This window comes from Priestia sp. YIM B13552 (assembly GCF_042787775.1).
GTDB lineage: Bacteria > Bacillota > Bacilli > Bacillales > Bacillaceae_H > Priestia > Priestia megaterium_E.
Genome location: NZ_JBHZOU010000008.1, coordinates 1 through 16,663, shown reverse-complemented (window position 1 = coordinate 16,663; position 16,663 = coordinate 1). Strand labels below are relative to the sequence as shown.

At 31.6% G+C, this 16,663-nt stretch carries 19 protein-coding genes and 1 pseudogene; 8 read left to right on the top strand and 12 right to left on the bottom strand.

The genetic code is table 11. From position 1 onward, the window contains the following. Position 1: 1 nt before the first annotated feature. Positions 2-379 (bottom strand): NUDIX hydrolase, encoded by a 378-nt coding sequence (locus ACFX40_RS23585; RefSeq protein WP_377256519.1) that lies wholly within the window; start codon positions 377-379, stop codon positions 2-4. Beyond that, positions 336-1,790 carry a 4-hydroxyphenylacetate 3-hydroxylase family protein gene (locus ACFX40_RS23580; RefSeq protein ID WP_098804883.1) on the bottom strand — a complete coding sequence of 485 codons (1,455 nt, stop codon included), beginning with the start codon at positions 1,788-1,790 and terminating at the stop codon, positions 336-338. The genes ACFX40_RS23585 and ACFX40_RS23580 overlap by 44 nt, the downstream gene beginning before the upstream one ends. 487 nt (positions 1,791-2,277) lie before the next feature. Between ACFX40_RS23580 and ACFX40_RS23575 the strand changes: the two genes are divergently transcribed. Together ACFX40_RS23575 and ACFX40_RS23570 are read left to right on the top strand one after the other, a co-directional pair. Continuing rightward, entirely contained in the window at positions 2,278-2,721 is a 444-nt protein-coding gene (locus ACFX40_RS23575; protein ID WP_098804884.1) for a DMT family transporter, read from the top strand. Between the two features lie 43 nt (positions 2,722-2,764). Further along, entirely contained in the window at positions 2,765-3,622 is an 858-nt protein-coding gene (locus ACFX40_RS23570) for an FAD synthetase family protein (RefSeq protein WP_098804885.1), read from the top strand. 80 nt (positions 3,623-3,702) lie between these two features. On the opposite strand, the gene ACFX40_RS23565 is transcribed toward ACFX40_RS23570, so the two are convergent. After that, positions 3,703-4,506: a ParB N-terminal domain-containing protein gene (locus ACFX40_RS23565; protein WP_377256515.1), complete on the bottom strand. Its 804-nt coding sequence runs from the start codon at positions 4,504-4,506 to the stop codon at positions 3,703-3,705. A gap of 490 nt (positions 4,507-4,996) precedes the next feature. Here ACFX40_RS23565 and ACFX40_RS23560 point away from each other — a divergent pair, with 490 nt between their 5' ends. Together ACFX40_RS23560 and ACFX40_RS23555 are read left to right on the top strand one after the other, a co-directional pair. Continuing rightward, positions 4,997-5,572, top strand: a complete 576-nt coding sequence (locus ACFX40_RS23560; RefSeq protein WP_098804887.1) for an LOG family protein — start codon at positions 4,997-4,999, stop codon at positions 5,570-5,572. Positions 5,573-6,424: 852 nt separating this feature from the next. After that, positions 6,425-6,565 carry a hypothetical protein gene (locus ACFX40_RS23555; protein WP_180231596.1) on the top strand — a complete coding sequence of 47 codons (141 nt, stop codon included), beginning with the start codon at positions 6,425-6,427 and terminating at the stop codon, positions 6,563-6,565. Between the two features lie 732 nt (positions 6,566-7,297). On the opposite strand, the gene ACFX40_RS23550 is transcribed toward ACFX40_RS23555, so the two are convergent. The 3 genes from ACFX40_RS23550 to ACFX40_RS23540 form a co-directional block, all read right to left on the bottom strand. Further along, a complete protein-coding gene (locus ACFX40_RS23550) occupies positions 7,298-7,702 on the bottom strand; it encodes an NUDIX hydrolase (protein ID WP_377256511.1) in 405 nt (134 codons plus the stop codon). A 134-nt stretch (positions 7,703-7,836) separates the two neighbouring features. Further along, complete coding sequence (locus ACFX40_RS23545; protein WP_144636270.1) at positions 7,837-8,169, bottom strand: hypothetical protein; 333 nt, start codon at positions 8,167-8,169, stop codon at positions 7,837-7,839. A gap of 126 nt (positions 8,170-8,295) precedes the next feature. Next, positions 8,296-8,457, bottom strand: coding sequence for a hypothetical protein (locus tag ACFX40_RS23540; RefSeq protein WP_263034728.1), 162 nt, complete (start codon positions 8,455-8,457; stop codon positions 8,296-8,298). 99 nt (positions 8,458-8,556) lie between these two features. On the opposite strand from ACFX40_RS23540, the gene ACFX40_RS23535 reads away from it, so the two are divergent. Further along, the gene (locus ACFX40_RS23535) at positions 8,557-8,691 is read left to right on the top strand and encodes an anti-repressor SinI family protein (protein WP_141425901.1); all 135 of its coding nucleotides are present in this window, start codon (positions 8,557-8,559) and stop codon (positions 8,689-8,691) included. A 197-nt stretch (positions 8,692-8,888) separates the two neighbouring features. Here the strand turns inward: ACFX40_RS23535 and ACFX40_RS23530 are convergent, their stop codons facing one another. From ACFX40_RS23530 to ACFX40_RS23510, 5 genes are all read right to left on the bottom strand, one after another. Further along, on the bottom strand, positions 8,889-9,893 hold the full coding sequence (locus ACFX40_RS23530; protein WP_377256508.1) for a DUF3231 family protein: 1,005 nt from the start codon (positions 9,891-9,893) through the stop codon (positions 8,889-8,891). Positions 9,894-10,133: 240 nt separating this feature from the next. Next, the gene (locus tag ACFX40_RS23525; protein WP_377256505.1) at positions 10,134-10,844 is read right to left on the bottom strand and encodes an SDR family NAD(P)-dependent oxidoreductase; all 711 of its coding nucleotides are present in this window, start codon (positions 10,842-10,844) and stop codon (positions 10,134-10,136) included. A 252-nt stretch (positions 10,845-11,096) separates the two neighbouring features. Next, on the bottom strand, positions 11,097-11,624 hold the full coding sequence (locus tag ACFX40_RS23520; protein ID WP_377256502.1) for an NAD(P)H-dependent oxidoreductase: 528 nt from the start codon (positions 11,622-11,624) through the stop codon (positions 11,097-11,099). Positions 11,625-11,672: 48 nt separating this feature from the next. Continuing rightward, on the bottom strand, positions 11,673-12,320 hold the full coding sequence (locus tag ACFX40_RS23515; protein WP_377256499.1) for an SDR family NAD(P)-dependent oxidoreductase: 648 nt from the start codon (positions 12,318-12,320) through the stop codon (positions 11,673-11,675). A gap of 49 nt (positions 12,321-12,369) precedes the next feature. After that, complete coding sequence (locus tag ACFX40_RS23510) at positions 12,370-12,807, bottom strand: MarR family winged helix-turn-helix transcriptional regulator (RefSeq protein ID WP_098525936.1); 438 nt, start codon at positions 12,805-12,807, stop codon at positions 12,370-12,372. A gap of 269 nt (positions 12,808-13,076) precedes the next feature. On the opposite strand from ACFX40_RS23510, the pseudogene ACFX40_RS23505 reads away from it, so the two are divergent. From ACFX40_RS23505 to ACFX40_RS23495, 3 genes and pseudogenes are all read left to right on the top strand, one after another. Continuing rightward, positions 13,077-13,510 (top strand): annotated as a pseudogene (locus ACFX40_RS23505) (GNAT family N-acetyltransferase). A gap of 541 nt (positions 13,511-14,051) precedes the next feature. Further along, complete coding sequence (locus tag ACFX40_RS23500; protein WP_377256496.1) at positions 14,052-14,504, top strand: CBO0543 family protein; 453 nt, start codon at positions 14,052-14,054, stop codon at positions 14,502-14,504. A gap of 352 nt (positions 14,505-14,856) precedes the next feature. After that, positions 14,857-15,291, top strand: a complete 435-nt coding sequence (locus ACFX40_RS23495; RefSeq protein WP_377256493.1) for a hypothetical protein — start codon at positions 14,857-14,859, stop codon at positions 15,289-15,291. Between the two features lie 373 nt (positions 15,292-15,664). Here ACFX40_RS23495 and ACFX40_RS23490 read toward each other — a convergent pair. Then, the coding region (locus ACFX40_RS23490; RefSeq protein WP_377256490.1) for a TrkH family potassium uptake protein at positions 15,665-16,663 on the bottom strand (999 nt) is incomplete at its 5' end.

Sequence of the window (16,663 nt, the reverse complement as noted above, 5' to 3'; positions counted from 1 at the left end):
CTTAAAGATGTTGTTTTACTAGCTTTATTACTGCAGGAGCTAATAAATGCTCATTCGTTATATCTATCCATTCAGCTTCACTAATTTCAGCAGAGGGGTAAATACTCCCTTTCCAATCTGCTGTAAAACACACTAGCTCTACTAAAGCATCCTCTCCATAAGCCTGATCGGTAACCGTGCATAGATATTTAATGGTTTTATCAAGTAGATCTATATTTAATTCTTCTGATAGCTCCCTTTTTAAAGCATCTTCAGCTAACTCAAACTCTTCTATCTTTCCACCTGGTAAATACCAATGTTTATTGTTTCTTACTCTAACTAATAACAATTTATTTTCATGTTGTTTTACTAGGCATGCGCACTTTATTAACTTCTTCATTTAAAGCATCTTCCACCATTTCTAACATAGTAGTCTTATCATATGATAAGTAATGATTTGCTGCGATACGCATTGGATCACCAGCATGATAGCGTTCATATACCAATTGTCGCTGCCCAAAACTATCTCCTGAAATATCCCATGCTAAATTTAATAATTTAGTTCTTTCTACCGCGCTTGTTTCCCCAGTGGATAATGAAATATTTAACGCATCTTTATTCCCCGTCATAAAATCATTATAATGAGGGCTAGCTAGCATTGAACCAGCTGCAAGAGATTGAATATGCTTCACCATCTTTTCATACATTGTTGGAAAATTATATCTAATTGCTTGTATAGCATTAATACTTGGTGTTATTATTCCTTTTTCGGAAACAGTTGCCTCTTCTTCACTAAGAATAATACTTGCCTTTAACAGTTCTAAGGATGAGGTCAGTTCACCTAGCTTTTCTTGAACATTAATAAATTGGTCTAATTTCAACATTTTTGCTAATTTAATAGCTGTACCTGTGAGCATTTCGGCTTTAGAAACTGCTCTAACTATTCCTTGATGACCTGTATGATGTCTGATATATGTCTTGTCGTAAAACTTATTGGACATTTCTACATCTCTAAATACCAAAACTCTATCCCACGGAACAAATACTTCTTCTAAAAGTAAATAGGCATCAATTTCATCAAATTTATTAGCTAGAGGATGATCAAATACACTCATTGATTCTTTAACTGTAGTTTTTCTGCAGACCATTTTAACACCTGGGGTATCTACAGGTAGAGCAAATGCTAGTGCATAATCTTCATCTCCAGTTTTTAAACCAGGCATATTAAAAATAAGGATTTCATCAGAAATTGGGGCTAGAGTTACAATCATTTTTGCTCCGGTTACTACAATTCCTGACGAGTCGTGGCTAACAACGTGAACTCCTGCAAAATTATTTGTTTGTTGACCTAAGCTTACAGATCGATCAATTTGTGGATTAATTGCCGCATGTCCTACAAATAAGTTATGATCTCTTACGTAATTATAGTAAGCTTTTGCGTTGGCACTATAATCGGTATAGTTACCTGAACCTAATACTTCTGAATGGGCAGAAAGAGCAGCTAATCCTGCATTCATAAAATCAGGAGTCCTACCTAGCATTCCAAAGGATAAATCAGAAACCTCTTTATAAGAAGATCGTTTTGCTTTTAAATCTTCTATTGATCTTGGTATTAACATACTCATAGGAGCCTTCCTACCATTTTCGTTAATAAAGGTATGTACTTCTGGATTTGATTCCTGTAATTCATAATATTGATCTATACAATCAATAGCCCCTTGAAAAGCAGATTCTTGTGCTAAATCATCTATTTTATCTCCATTTAAATAGACAGATTTAATTTTTTGAATTCTTTCCCGATAATTACTCATTAATATACCCCCTCTAAAATCGTATACAATTATTAGATCAAATCAAACAAACAAAAAATTTCCAGCTAGCTTTTTCAATCCCTAAACATCTTAACGAACATACTACTTTATCAAAAGGTTCTTCTATACCAGTACAAAAGTTGGTTAAAATATCCATTTCAATTTCAAGTTAAGGTTTTTTATAAAAAGCACCTTAGTCATTCTTTTGTAGTGAGGGACAATTAATTAATTGAAAATATTGATTATAACTAATGTTTTGACGGATATATCTAATATCAAAAAAAAATAAATTATATAGTAACTAACTATTGATGACATTTAGGTATATTTACTGTTTGCGCTTACATTTAGAAAAAAATTTACATTTATATCTAAATACCTATTTAATTTCCAATTTACGAAAAATATTGAAGTCTTTATGTCCTTCAAATTCTACCTCTTATCTTCTATAATTTTGATGATTAAATTATGTAAGGAGAGAATTTATTTGTTAATCATTCTTATTATTTTTGCTTTTTTAGCAGGTATCGCACTACCGTTTCAATTTAGTATCAATGCACAACTTAGACAGGCCTTAGGTTCCCCATTTTTAGCAGCTACAATCTCTTTTCTAGTAGGAACTATTACTTTAATGTTAACTTCCATATTTGTTAGAGATGGATTTAAATTTAATAAAGCAATTACAGAAAGCCCATGGTGGGTTTGGACAGGAGGATTACTAGGAGCTTTCTATGTATTAGCTACTATAATTCTTATCCCTAGAATAGGCGCAGCTACAACAGTTAGCCTAGTTTTAGCTGGTCAGGTAGTGGCTTCTATTCTAATTGATCATTTTGGTTTAATTCATGTTCCTGTACATGTTTTAACAATTCCTAGAGTTATTGGTACCGTTTTAATTATTGGTGGAGTCATACTAGTTCAAAAATTTTAAAAGAAATTATTAACTTTAAACTGTATACAAGGGGCGTGTTATATTGGAAGTTATTTATCTATCAAATATAGATCAAATGAAAAGAACTTTTTCTCCTCATGCAATGACCTTAGGATTCTTTGATGGTATACACTTAGGGCATCAATTATTAATTGAGGAGGCAAAAAATATAGCTAGGCATAAAAAGATTGAAGCTACATTAATGACTTTTCATCCACATCCTAATGAGATAATAAGCAATGAAAAAGCAAGGAAGTATTTAACACCTCTACCCATAAAATTAAAAAAACTGAACTGTATGGGCTTAGATAAAGTATTTATTATAGATTTCACTAAACAGTTTGCTTCGTTATCACCTAGGAATTTTATTGAACGATACATCTTAGGTATAAATGCAATAGACATAGTCGTAGGTTTTGATTTTACATTTGGCTATAGGGCACAAGGGAATGTAGATTCTTTAAAAAAATCAAATTATTCATCCTTTTTTAAAACTACAGTCATTTCACGAAAAGATTTTGAGAGTGAAAAGGTTAGCTCTACTCTCATAAAGAAGATTATTGCTGATGAAGGAGATGTTGAATTAATTCCTAGCTACCTGGGGTCTTATTATGAAATAGAGGGTATGTTATACATATCTTATGATCTTAATAATAACAATGTATTCCTAGATATTAATGAGAAGTATATTATGCCCAAACCGGGAGTATATGAAGTTGAGATAATAATTAATAAAAAAGAATATGTAAGCTCAATTACAATTCGAAACGAACTTCAAAGGTTATTTAAAGTTAATTTAATACAAGATATCTCTTTAATGGAGCCAGCTGTGCTAACAACAGTAAGGTTTCTGAAGAAAAAATCAAATAATGTAAAATTATTTTCCAAAGCCCTGATGTAAAAGAAATAATCACAAAAAAGTAGTATTAATAAAGAAAAGTATCGCTTTTTCTTTATTAATACTACTATAATTTAATTTTCTTATATATCTAACACATGAACAGATTCTTGATAGAACCTAAGGTGATTTAACCAGTCACTATATAGATTGTTTAAAGCTAAATTATTAATTTCTGCTTCCATTAAAAAATGCAGAGGTAATTTTAAATTTAGAATTCTTCCTTGAAAAAGACACCTTGTTACTCCTGCTGGCAGTAAGATTCCTTCTTCACATAATTCTTTTAGGTCCTCAATAGTAAGTGCAGGAAAGTTAACTACCATAAAACTCTTATTATGTACTTTTTCTTCATTTGGCACTAAACGTTCATATAAATTGCTATCCTTGTATGAGTTTACAATTTCTCTCCAATAGTTATATTTCTTGAAGGGAGAGAGCCGATTATAATCTTTTACTCTATAGTATTTTTTTGTCCCATTTTCATTGTAGACTTCTATACTAAGTATGTCGTTATCATAAGAAGATATTAGCTCTAATGGTATTTTTGATTCGAAAGATTTGAAAAGTTCTTTTCTCAATACTTTATGGGCCCATGACTCTACAGTTAATCTGTGAAAATTCTCCTCATCTACCTTTTGAATAATCATATAATTACATCCTAATGATTTTAAAGCAAGTGTTCTATGAGCACCATCTAATATTAAATATTTATTCTCACTTACTTTTAGAGCTAGAGGAGGGTTTAAAAGCATTCCTTTAGCTAATATACTTTCTTTTATATTTTCAAGTCGACTTTCATCATAGTCTTCATGAAAAAAGAGATTGTTTATTGGTACTGCTTCTAAATCATTAAATACTCCAAGTTTTTCTTTTTCAGTTGTAAACATATATTCACCCTCTTGACTATAAATTTAGATTTCATATTAAGGAATAAATTGTAAATATTTCCTATCATTTAAAGATAGGAAAGCTAAACCAGTTCCATATTAAAGGGTTATCTATTTTTATACAATATAACTATATATTTATATTTTTTCCATATTAGAGTAGATATTCAGACTGTAATAAGGAAAAAATAACCATAAAAAGTATATATTTTCATTAGGTTAAATATGGGTTTATATTACTGTTTTTAATAAGATTACGCACAATATTGGAAATTAATTTTTAAAATTAAATCTATAAAAATATATCTGATTATTTCGTTAGTTTCATTTCCTATATCTTTTACTCTGTACAAGCTAATTGAGAAGTATTCTTTTTTATAATAAAGTTCCTTCATTTTACATAATAAGTATCTAATATTCTTTTTTTTTATTAGAATATTTTTTATAATAGATAGGGTTTATATTTTAATTAAAAATGGAGGATAATTTTATGAAAAGATTAGCAGTTTTTTGTGGCTCAAGTAATGGAGCTTCGGAAATTTACAAAGATGGAGCCATTCAATTAGGAAAAGAATTAGTTAAACGAGGTATTACACTTGTATATGGAGGAGCAAGTGTTGGTATTATGGGGAAATTAGCTAATACTGTATTAGAAGAAGGGGGTCAAGTAATTGGCGTTATACCGAAAATGTTAGAAGATCGTGAAATCTCACACCCCAATTTAACAGAACTTATTGTAGTTAATTCTATGCATGAGAGAAAAGCTAAAATGGCAGAATTAGCAGATGGATTTATTGCATTACCAGGGGGGCCAGGTACACTAGAAGAATTTTTTGAAGTATTTACATGGTCCCAAATTGGATTACATACAAAACCTTGTGGCTTGTTAAACATTAACCACTATTATGACCACCTTATCTCCCTTTTCAACCATATGACTCAAGAGGAATTTTTACAAGAGAAGTATCGTACAATGACCCTCGTTGACACATTACCTGGAAATCTCATTCAACAATTTTATGCATATGAACCACCTACAGTGAAAACTTACAGTAAAAACTCTTAAATATATAATCAAATCTCAAAATCTCATCCCTCATTATATTTTTAAGACGATACTTCTTTAAATAAAAAACTATATTAAATTTAAGTATCAGCATAAAATAAGTTTTGTTTGTCAACAACGATTTAAATTTAAATTGTTGTTGACATATAGATACTTAAGAAATATTTTCTAATGAGACTAACCTTTTATTCAGCAAGTTTTATGATATTGTGACGAGTTTCTTCCTATAAGTACATTATGTTAAGTAGAAAAGGATGCTACTTGTTTTCATTTTTCAGAGAACTCACAGTAATATGTCGACTTGTCAGACAAGATGTAGTATAATAATAAACGAACAACTTAATCTACATAAGTCATTTAATCTAAGATCACCATGTTCTACAAAAAAGGCTATCTCATCTTTGAGATAGCCCTTTTTTGTGAAACTTTCCTACCCATGAACCGAATCACCTTTTTCTCTTAATTTAATGTCCAGTTTATCGTAGTCTCTCCAATCTAAAAAGGTATACTTTTGCGGAAAGCTAATTTGATTTTGGTCCAATACTTTAACATATAAAGTCTCGTTCTAATTCTTTAATTTTTGTAGCTATTTATAAGAACTTTTCATGATTTTCCTAATATCATTATAAAATCAGAATATTCAATTTTTTAAATTTAATTTGTAAGCGATTACATATATAATAAGAATTAGGTTGGATAGCAAGCGTGGCTGTCATTGTATGTGGCGTAGGCGGGGCCAGTACAAGATAAAGATAGCTTATCATATAAAATACTTTATTAATTTGTATGTATAAGAGATTGCTAGTTGGGTAATAATGAAAAATAAGAACTTGCATAAAGGAGGTCAAACTATTGAGCGAATATAGACAGGTTTTCTCTACGTTTATTAACGAAGAACGATTTGACTTACATTCATACCTTACTTATCTATTTATCAATGAATGTCAGGAGGATGTAGTAAATCAGTTAGAACAGGAACATGTAAATCAATAAATTGAGAAAATTGAGAAATATGAAAAACTGAAAGGATAACTAATAATGAATAGAAAAATTGTGTAGGTGACTTAGTCTTTCTCAATAGAAGGAATGGGTCGCCTATTAGTGTTTCTTTTAAATATTAACTGTCGTTAGGAAAACTACTATTTTTACTTCTTATCATTTGCTACTCTATCTTTTACTTTCTTTATAAGAAATTATTAAAGAGACAATTATCAAATATAAATCTTATAAAGATTTATATTTGATAACCTTTAAATTATATGACTCTTATTGCAAATAAATAATTAATTAACTTTATGTATATGAGTAAATATATAAACTAACTTATAAAGTGTATAGTTTTAACATTTACTCTACATGACGACAAATATGAACTTATAGTCGTTGCATCGATTGTTGCAGTGTACCTAGCTATAAAAACAATATTTTAAAAGAGGGGATGTTCCCTCCATAGTAGACAAATAAAAGAAAGCAACCTATTCTCCCTACAATGGAGGGGATTTTTTATGGTGTCTTAGATCTAGATAAAAAATGTCCCTCGATTTGAGGTAATGATTTATAAAGATTAAGTTATTCCTCATAGTAGTATTCATGACAATTCTCATTGAATTAATGGTTGTATTAATCAATTATTTGACCTCCCCTCTATATATTTTTGTAGTTGTTCCAAAAGACAACGAATCTCCGTACATGTGTATAGAGGTAAAACAATATACTTGAGCAAGATTAAATGAACTGTTTTCTCTTTTTTATATAATTTAGTACAACCTCACGTTCATCTTCAAATAACATGTTCAAATGATTAATTTTAGATATTGGTTGCCAGCAATATGAGTCTACGATCTGAACTTTCTTCTCTCCAGCTAATACCTTAACTTCAAAATAGGTCATGTGAACTTCAACATTATAGGTAGTTGCCCTATTCTCTTGTATCTTTTTTACTATCTCTACTTGATAACCTGTTTGATTCCACATTTCTCGAACACAACAATCTTCAAGCCTTTCATAGTCTTCAATAGCACCAGAAGGAACAGACCAACGCTTTGGTGTGTTGGGTTTCTCTTGGGAGACCATTAATAATTCATCTTTATTATTTAAGCAAATTATTGCAAAACCACTACACTTACTCACTGAGATCTCCCCTTAGAAAAACATTGTAGGCATACAGGTGTTTCTAATAAATAGAACTTAATCAAACTGGATTTTAATCTTAAGCAAGTTCTTTAAAAAATGTTATAGCGTGAGCTTAAACATAGGTAATCACTTTATTTGGTAAGTGTAACTTTAAATACCACTTCTGTGTTATCTGTTACTTCAGCTCCTTGATAAAATGTACTATGCGAAACACTATGAGTTATAAATCTTTCACTCGTTTCAGGGATCACAACAGTATAATGAGTATTCTCAAAAAAGGTATCATATAATTGATAATCTTGTTTACCCAAAACAGAAAATGAAAACTTAATTTGATCTCTTCCCTTAGTCATTTTTCCATTATTAATAATTCTTTTTTCAAGTCCCACTTCTTCTTTGCTGGCTGTAGACGTAGTAAGGTATTTTACATCAAATACAACATCATTAATGACTAATTCTTTCACTATTAAGTCCTCCTTCTCTATTTGTTTCCTCTCCTTAATTCGCCAAAGGTTAACAGGTCACCTCTTTTCTACTGTATAACATATATCTTTCTGGAACCCCTCTAAAAAAGCACCCTGAAAGGATGCTTAAAAGTTAGCCTGTAAATCTTCAATTTTTTTCTTGAGTTTTTGCCTTTCTTCCTCTAACTCGATGATTCTATCTTGAAGTTCTTTATTATCCCAGTTACTTTCCAACTCTTCAGATAACTTCACTCGCTTTTTATGGATTTCAATTCGTTGTTTAGCCATCTCTTCTACTTCTTTATTTAATAGTATCAATTCCTAATGGCTTGTTATTAAATGTTAGAGCCTAATTAATTCCGATTAGGAAAGTTGGAGGAATCGTGAGTGCTAAGAAAAGAAGATAGTAGGCTTGATCAGGAATGGATAAGTCTTATGAAAGAAGCTTATCAATTAGGTCTCTCAATTGTAGAAGTAAAAGAATTTATATACTCAAATCAAAAAGGACCCGTTTCTAAATGACTCAGGCCTTTTTTTGGGCTTATAAAGTACTCTATGTTAACTAAGTTTGTAGACTTTATACAGCTTAAAAAGGGAAAAAACCACCATCGGGAAAAAAGAGGTAGTTTTTTCTAGTCGTTAAAATATAGATGTTCAGTTGATGCTCTATTGCATCTTGATTAGTTTGCTGAATAGATTTGTTTGTATTCATTTCTTTATCATTTTTCTTTTGCAAATTCTTTTCTATTAGGAGCAAGTGGTGGCTGTTCTAACCATTTATTTTTCACCATAATATTAAACCATTTTTTCGTTACCATTAAATTCTTTAGAATAACGCCTTCATAAGCAGCTACAAGATCTGTTCGCATGGCTGATGCTAAACCTGTCCCATGATACGCTTGTGCAGCTTGGAATAAGAAACCAATATGATACATCATTAATTTATCAGAAAAAGGAGCGTCTGTTGAAGTTGTTACTTCTGTCTCCCATGATTTTGGAACTGGTAAATTATCTGCGTGCATTATTTTTGAAAAGGATTGTATTTGATTATCAGCTGTTTTCTCCGAATCCTCTAAAAATTTCCTTACTTCTTTTAATTGAGAGACCTGACTAAATCCAATAGAAAGAGTTTTAGCCATAACGCTCTTTTTAAGGTTGAAAGAAATACTTATGATTTCTAGTGCTGTTAAGCGTCTTCCTTTTCCAAAAAAACCATCCGAAAAATCCTGGCTAGAAATATATTCAGGGTTCTTAGCAGGATAAAAATAAGGGTCCCTCTGAAACTCCCCTTTTTCAAGTAATAAGTCAATCGTTTGATGATACATCCTTTTTGCATCATTATCACATGAATCGTAGAAGTAACGTAAGTCTTCTCTGACAGAAACACCTAATGAGGTTGTATGTCCTAGCAAGCCATGTAACGTCATGATATGTAAATAATTCAAGCAGAATATATCAGTGAATAATCTTTGGGTACCTTTATTGAGGTCAGACTCAGTAAATCCAATTGGTACTGGAAACCCTTCATTTTCTATAAAAGCTATAATTTGTTTCTTTTGTTTTGCGGAAGTCTTGATAGCATCTTCAAAAACGGCCTTTATTGACTCATCCTCAATAATAGAGAACATATATCGATTTACTACATCTGTCATTGTTCCGTTTACATACTCTCCCCATAGCGTCCCTATTTCGGAAGATGTGAGTTTTAACTTATTCTTATCCATATGATCACCTCATGGATAATATTTACTAATTTATTAATGGATATGAATTTTTTCTTAACAAAAAAGGTTTTTAGCATGTAATTTGGTACAACGTCGATTATGTTAATTAAAGATTTAAATCATATACAGCTTAAAATCATAAAAAGCCACTTATCATAGTAACGTAATTGAGAAATGGATAAATGATTCATTTTTGTAATTTGTCCAATAGTATAGTTCATAGTATTTCACCTATAGTGTTTACCACGGAATAATTCCATTTTTATCAAGAATTTTACCGTTATAGTTTTTTTCGCTCAAGGCGTGTGTAACAATGATTTGTGCACCTTCCGCAGTTGTTTTGCCACCTGGAGCATTTCCATTAAGGTCAGTAGTAGTAAAACCAGGTGTCACACCTAAAATTTCAGGACCGTTTGTACCAAATTCTTTACCAAAGGCTAGTGTTAACGAATTCACGGCGGTTTTTGATGAATTATAGCCCAGTATATTTAGTGGATGAACTTCACCATTGTCAAACATGGTTTGGGAAGCCATATCGGTTGTGACGTTTACTATTTTTCCACCCTGAGATTTTTTTAGTAGGGGTAAAAAGGTTTGGATCATTTGAAATGTTCCAAAGAAGTTAACATCAAATTCTTCACGCAGCGTTTCTACCTTTAATTCAGTAGGTAAAATATTAAAATCTAGTGCAATCCCTGCATTATTTATTAACAGATCTAAGTGATCCGTTACTTCAAGGATCTTATTTTTTGAGTTTTGAATGGATTGTGTGTCCGAAATATCGACTTGAACAAACGAAATATTCGAAAACCCTAAAGATTGTACAGCTTTCTGTCCTAATTCTGTATTACGAGCACCCAAAAATACATGATAATTTTTTTCTGCTAATTGACGGACAATTTCATACCCAATACCTTTATTAGCACCTGTTACAAAAGCGAATTTTGTCATCTTTTATTTCCTCCAATGTTTATTTTAATTACAAATTAATAAAAAGATACAATCTCAACCTAAGTTGAGGTCAAGTTTTTTTAAAAATTTTTAGGGTAAACGCAAAAAACTTTATACTTATGTTTTAATATCGATCTTATCGTAGCAATTTCAGCATCAAAACTGCTGATGTTTTTGATATTGTCTTCTCCATTTTAAGACGACCCGTTGTTGGTGAGTTGTAAAATATTCTTCAACAAGGATTCTATTCTCCTAATAGTTAAGTTGCAGGTGACGCACCAACTCCTCAGCACTTTCGCGAACTTGTTCGTCCGTTAAGACACGTACTCCCTGCTTTGTAAAAGTAGGCAAGAACCGCATACCGGTCAAGTTAGATGTTGCTTGGAATGGTTTGGTTAATTCGCTCATGCTGAAAAGATTGTATCCACCAGCTTGGTATGCTTCTTCAGGTCCGCCTGTGGAAATGGCTAACATAAACTCTTTTCCACGCAGTTTCGTTCCTTCAGACCCATATGCCCAACCGTAAGTAAGAACAACATCCTGCCACTCTTTTAACAAAGAAGGACTGCTATACCAGTAGAATGGGAATTGAAAAACAATTCGTTCGTGTTCAAGGAGCAACTGTTGTTCATAAGCAACATCAATATTACCGTTTGGATATGTGGCATATAAATCATGAACAGTAATATCGGTTTCTTGAATTAGTCGATCTTTCCATGTCTTGTTAATGACTGAAGTGGTTAAATTGGGGTGTGCAACAATAACTAAAGTTTTTTTCATAATTAGGCTCCTTTATATTTGTATATACAAATGTTTTATTAAAAATTTTTACCTTTCTTCAAAAGTAACTTCTACATCTTCTCGGTTTTTATACATATGATAGAAGGTTTCAGCAATATTTTTAGATGAGAAATAAGTTCCTTCTTGAACAAAACCTTTGATAGTTAACGTTCCAACATAAATTCCTTTTGGGCTAAGTTCTTGATTCAAGCTATATGCTAAATTACGAATACCTGCTTTTCCAATCGCTAATGAAGAGTAGTCAGCATATGGGTAAAGAGCTAATCCCCCACCTGTTAACAAAATGGTTCCATTTTGCATATAGGGAATCACTTCTTGAACACTAGTAAGAGCTCCAGCTACACTGATTTTAAAATCTTCCACTAATTGATCAGTGCTCAATGTTGTTGGTTTGCCTGGTCTTCCTGAAGCCGCATTGTATAAAAGTGCATCAATTTTCCCATAAGTTTTAATTACCTTATCGATGGCTGTTTTTAAAGATTCTACTGAGGAGACATCCCCTGAAAATCCTTTTGCTACGATTCCATCATTTCTAAGTTCATTTTCATATTTCTGTAATGACTCCATGCTGCGGGAAATCAGTGCCACTTTAAAGCCTTCTTTCCCAAATTTCCTTGCTGTATTTAAGCTAATCCCTGGATCAGCACCAATAATTAGTAATATCTTTTCTGGCATAACTAAGCCTCCTGACACATTTGTATATGCAAATGAAGGGGTAAAAAAATTACAAATCTTTCTCTAACTTATTGCTCGCTTCATGAAGCATTTTACTTAAATCTTTACTAAATTCGTGTCCTAACACTTTGGAATAACTGGTAAACAATTCTTTTAAAGAAACCCGAAACTGGTGATAAACTTCTTCTCCTTCATCCGTTAAAGAAATCAGCGTCTGCTTCCCATCCATTTTTTTAGTGACTAGTTTTAATTTTTCAAGTTTATCAATAAACCTTGTACTTGTGGAAGGCGCAATAGATAACTTCTGACATAATTCTTTCTGTGTGATTTCTGGATGAAACTTTACAATCATAATCATATAGAGATATGAAGGAGCGACATCACCAAAATCGAATGTTTTTTCAGCTAATTTTGTAATGTTACGAGCAAACCGGCTAGCTGTAAAGTAAAGACAATGTATTAATACTTGTTCTTCTTCATTATTCATGTAATCATTCCTTTTCTTCATTTGCATATACAAATTAACACGAAATAATGTTAAAGTCAATTAAATCATGTTTCTTTCTTTTATGCTAAACAGTATAAGGGTTCTTTTTTTGTTTTCCGGAAAGAACATTATATAAACTGATTTTGTATATTCTATTTACTTTTCGTATTAGCATTCATCAGTAAGAATAAGAAAGAACAACATAACATTTTCTTCCTGTGATAGCATTAATTTAAGTGAATTTACAAATAAATTAGGGAGAGATCACAATGACAGTTCGTTTAGTAAAAGGATCAGCCTATTATGTAATATCTCCGTTAATTAACGACTGGTGGAATGGAAGACAAATGTCTGACTTGTTGCCAAAGCTTTTTTTGATCATTTTAAAAATACTAGCTTTATTGTTGAAGAAGAAGGTGAAATCATAGGATTTTTAATTGGATTCTTATCTCACTCTTATTCGAATGAAGCATATATCCACTTTGTTGGAATCCATCCGGAGTACAGGAGAAAAGGTATTGGGAAACAATTATATAATCGATTTTTCGATGTAATTAAACAAAATAGCCGCCATATTGTTCGTTGTGTGACTTCTCCTGTGAATAAAGCTTCAATTGCTTATCATACTAAAATGGGTTTTGAAATTGAACAAGGGAATAAATCTAATCAAGATAAGGTTCTATTTGTAAAGTACTTAAATTAATTCAAGCACTTTTTCTACCGATAAATGCTTATGTTAACTAAGAATGTATATCTTATACACCTTAAAAACAGAAAAAAACCTATCTCTTCCCAATCAAAAGAGGTAGGTTTTTTCTGCTCTATTACAGTAAGGATTTTCGCTGATGCCTCACGGCGTCTTGTGTAGTTTGCTCTGGTTACGATGTTTTGATTCATATAAAAAGCAAATAACCCATGAATCAATATATTCAAGGGTTATCTACTAGTTCAATTCACAAGCACGTGAGGACTTTATAAATCATATGCCTGTTTTAAAATGTTATGACTTCTTGTCCATAAAAAAACAAACTACCCCTTAGTCGGTTAAAAAGGTGGAGAGGTAGTTTGTTAGGTGTAATGGAGTAAAACTGTATAAACCTAGCTAGGAAGGAATCTATCCATTGTGAGTAGTTTGTTTCCGATGTGAAAACTTATTCGTTGTTGGCTAATATACATTTTAATTTAATAAATAGACATACTAATTGTATCCAATTTATTTAGTAACCAAAGGTGGAAGTCTAATAATGATGTATGTCTTTCTGTGCTTTCTAGTTTTTAATTTAATAGCATTTTTCGCACCTAAAAGATTAGTTCCTATTGAAATATATGCTACATGTGTTTTTGCCTATGCTTATGGGGTAACAACAGATTTAGTGTTAGATCTGCATTACAATTTGTATGGTTATCTTCAAAAAGGGTTTCAGTGGTTAACGCTTTTAGCAGTTATTATGTATTTTCCCTCTATCAGTTTTTTGTTTTTAAATTTTTACCCGTTCAACAAAGGTTTAGGTAGAAAAGTACTTTACATTTTAAGTTGGACACTTTTTTCTGTTGTATTTGAATGGTTCGTAGTTAATACAGACTTTTTTTATTATAATGGCTGGAAATTAATATATTCGGCTCTAGTATACCCAATCATTTTTCTTATTCTTGTAGGTAATTTGAAATTGGTAAGAAAAATAATGACTAGTAAATGATAATTTTCCTCCCTAAAAACCTTCATAAGGAAGAAAGGCACAAAAACAGGCTTTTTGGTAACTAAGGCTGTATATCCTATTCATCTTAAAAAGCAAAAAAACCTACCTCTTCCCAGTTAAAAAAGGTAGGTTTTTTCTGCTCTATTGCTAAAGAATTTTCGTAGATACCTCACGGTGTCTTGAGTAGTTTGCTCAAGATAGTAAGAACTTATGTGTAGAAAGGAGAAAAGACTCTTAGTGTCTAATCATTAGTTTTCTTCTTCATAAGATATACATTCCTAAGTTTTGGACAATCCTATTAAAAAGTTGTCTTAGTGAGAGGAGAAGAGAGGAAATACTAGTAAATATTATTATGGGATTTATTGTACCTTGGTTTTTTGGATTTATCTTATACAAAAAGGAATCTATAATTGTCCTTTTAATTGCACCAATAGGAATGGCAGTAGCCTTTATACTAAATGAGTGGGGGACTAATTATTTTTGGCAGTTTGAACCAATTTTTAGAAACCGAAGTTTATCTGCACTTCCTTTAAATATGGGTTTCTATCCTGTTCTAGCTTCTTTTTTAGTTTATTTTAAAATGAAAAAGAGGGTTAATACCTTTCTGCTTTTAATTTGTTTTACTCTTTTCACTACAGGTTTTGAAGGCATTGGTTTAATCTTTGAAAAAGTAGAGTATTTTAATACTTGGAATATTATTGGAACTTTTATTAGTTATTTAATAGCATATATTATTATTTATGGTTATTATCGAAGTTTGGTAAAACATCAAGTTTTAAAAAAATAAGCCCTGCTTTCTACGAGTTGCTCGAATTAAATGATTTGTAAGAAAGAGAATAGCAAAGGGACCGATCAAAGCAATGAAGTATACAATAAAGACCTTGTATAATTTATAATTCATGTGTAGTAAATCCACCTTTATATATTAGAGTAAGTATTGAAGAGTTTCTTAAATAGAATGTTCAACTAAAGAAAAACTCATTCATGCTCATTAAAAAGCGAAAAAGCTACTGTGACCTAATCAGTAGCTTTTTCTACGCTCTATTGCTGTAAGTAATGGAGGATCTTCATCTGATCCTTCTTGAGTAATTTGTTTATAATGGAAGAAGATATTCATGTTTTAGACTACTTGTGCCTATAACCGTGAATATGTTGATTTTTTAACCAATTAGAATCTTTTCTTCTGCATATCGAATTTTAGATTGTTTATTTGAACGAATCGCAAGCACAAAACCAATCGTAAGAGGACCCACTCTGCCAATAAACATCATAATCGTAATGAGAATTCGTCCGACAGGACTTAAATCGCCTGTAAAGTTAGCACTTAATCCCACTGTTCCAGAAGCTGAGAACGTTTCAAACAAAAGGGTAGACATATCTACACCTTTTTCTGTGATTGTGAGTAGAAAGAAAATAATAGAAACAAAAATAATCCCAGAAGTAGCAATAGAAAAAGCTCTATAAACAAGCGATTTAGGAATGCGACGTCTAAAAACATTAATCTCTTCTTTATTTGTCAATACTGACCATAAAGCAAACAATATTAAGACGAACGTAGTTATTTTAATTCCACCCCCTGTTGAACCTGGGGCTGCTCCAATAAACATAAGACCCATCATATACACTTTTGAAGGTAATGTGAGCGCCCCAATATCCAAGGTATTAAAACCAGCAGTACGAGGAACTACACCCTGAAAGTAAGCTGCCCACCATTTATCACTCATGCTTAATTCACCCAAAGTATGAGGGTTATGATATTCTAAGGCGAAAATAATGAGTGTGCTCACCACATTTAGTGCAATCGTTGAAACTAATACAATTTTAGTGTGAAGAGAAAACTTCCTTATGTTTCGCTTCTGAAGAATATCTGCAATGACAAAAAATCCAGTTCCTCCTATTATGAAAAGTAACGTAATCATAATATTTACGGTTGGATCTCCTACCCACTTACTTAAATTATCTGGTTCCAAACCAAATCCTGCATTGTTAAAAGCAGATATAGAATGAAATATTCCATAATAAATAGCCTTTCCCCAGCTCATTTCTTGAGACCAACGAATAGCTAAGATAAGGGCTCCAATGCCTTCCACAGCCAATGTAATTAGCACAACACGTTGGACTAATGCAATAACGCCTTGTAGCGAAAAAGCATTTAGAGA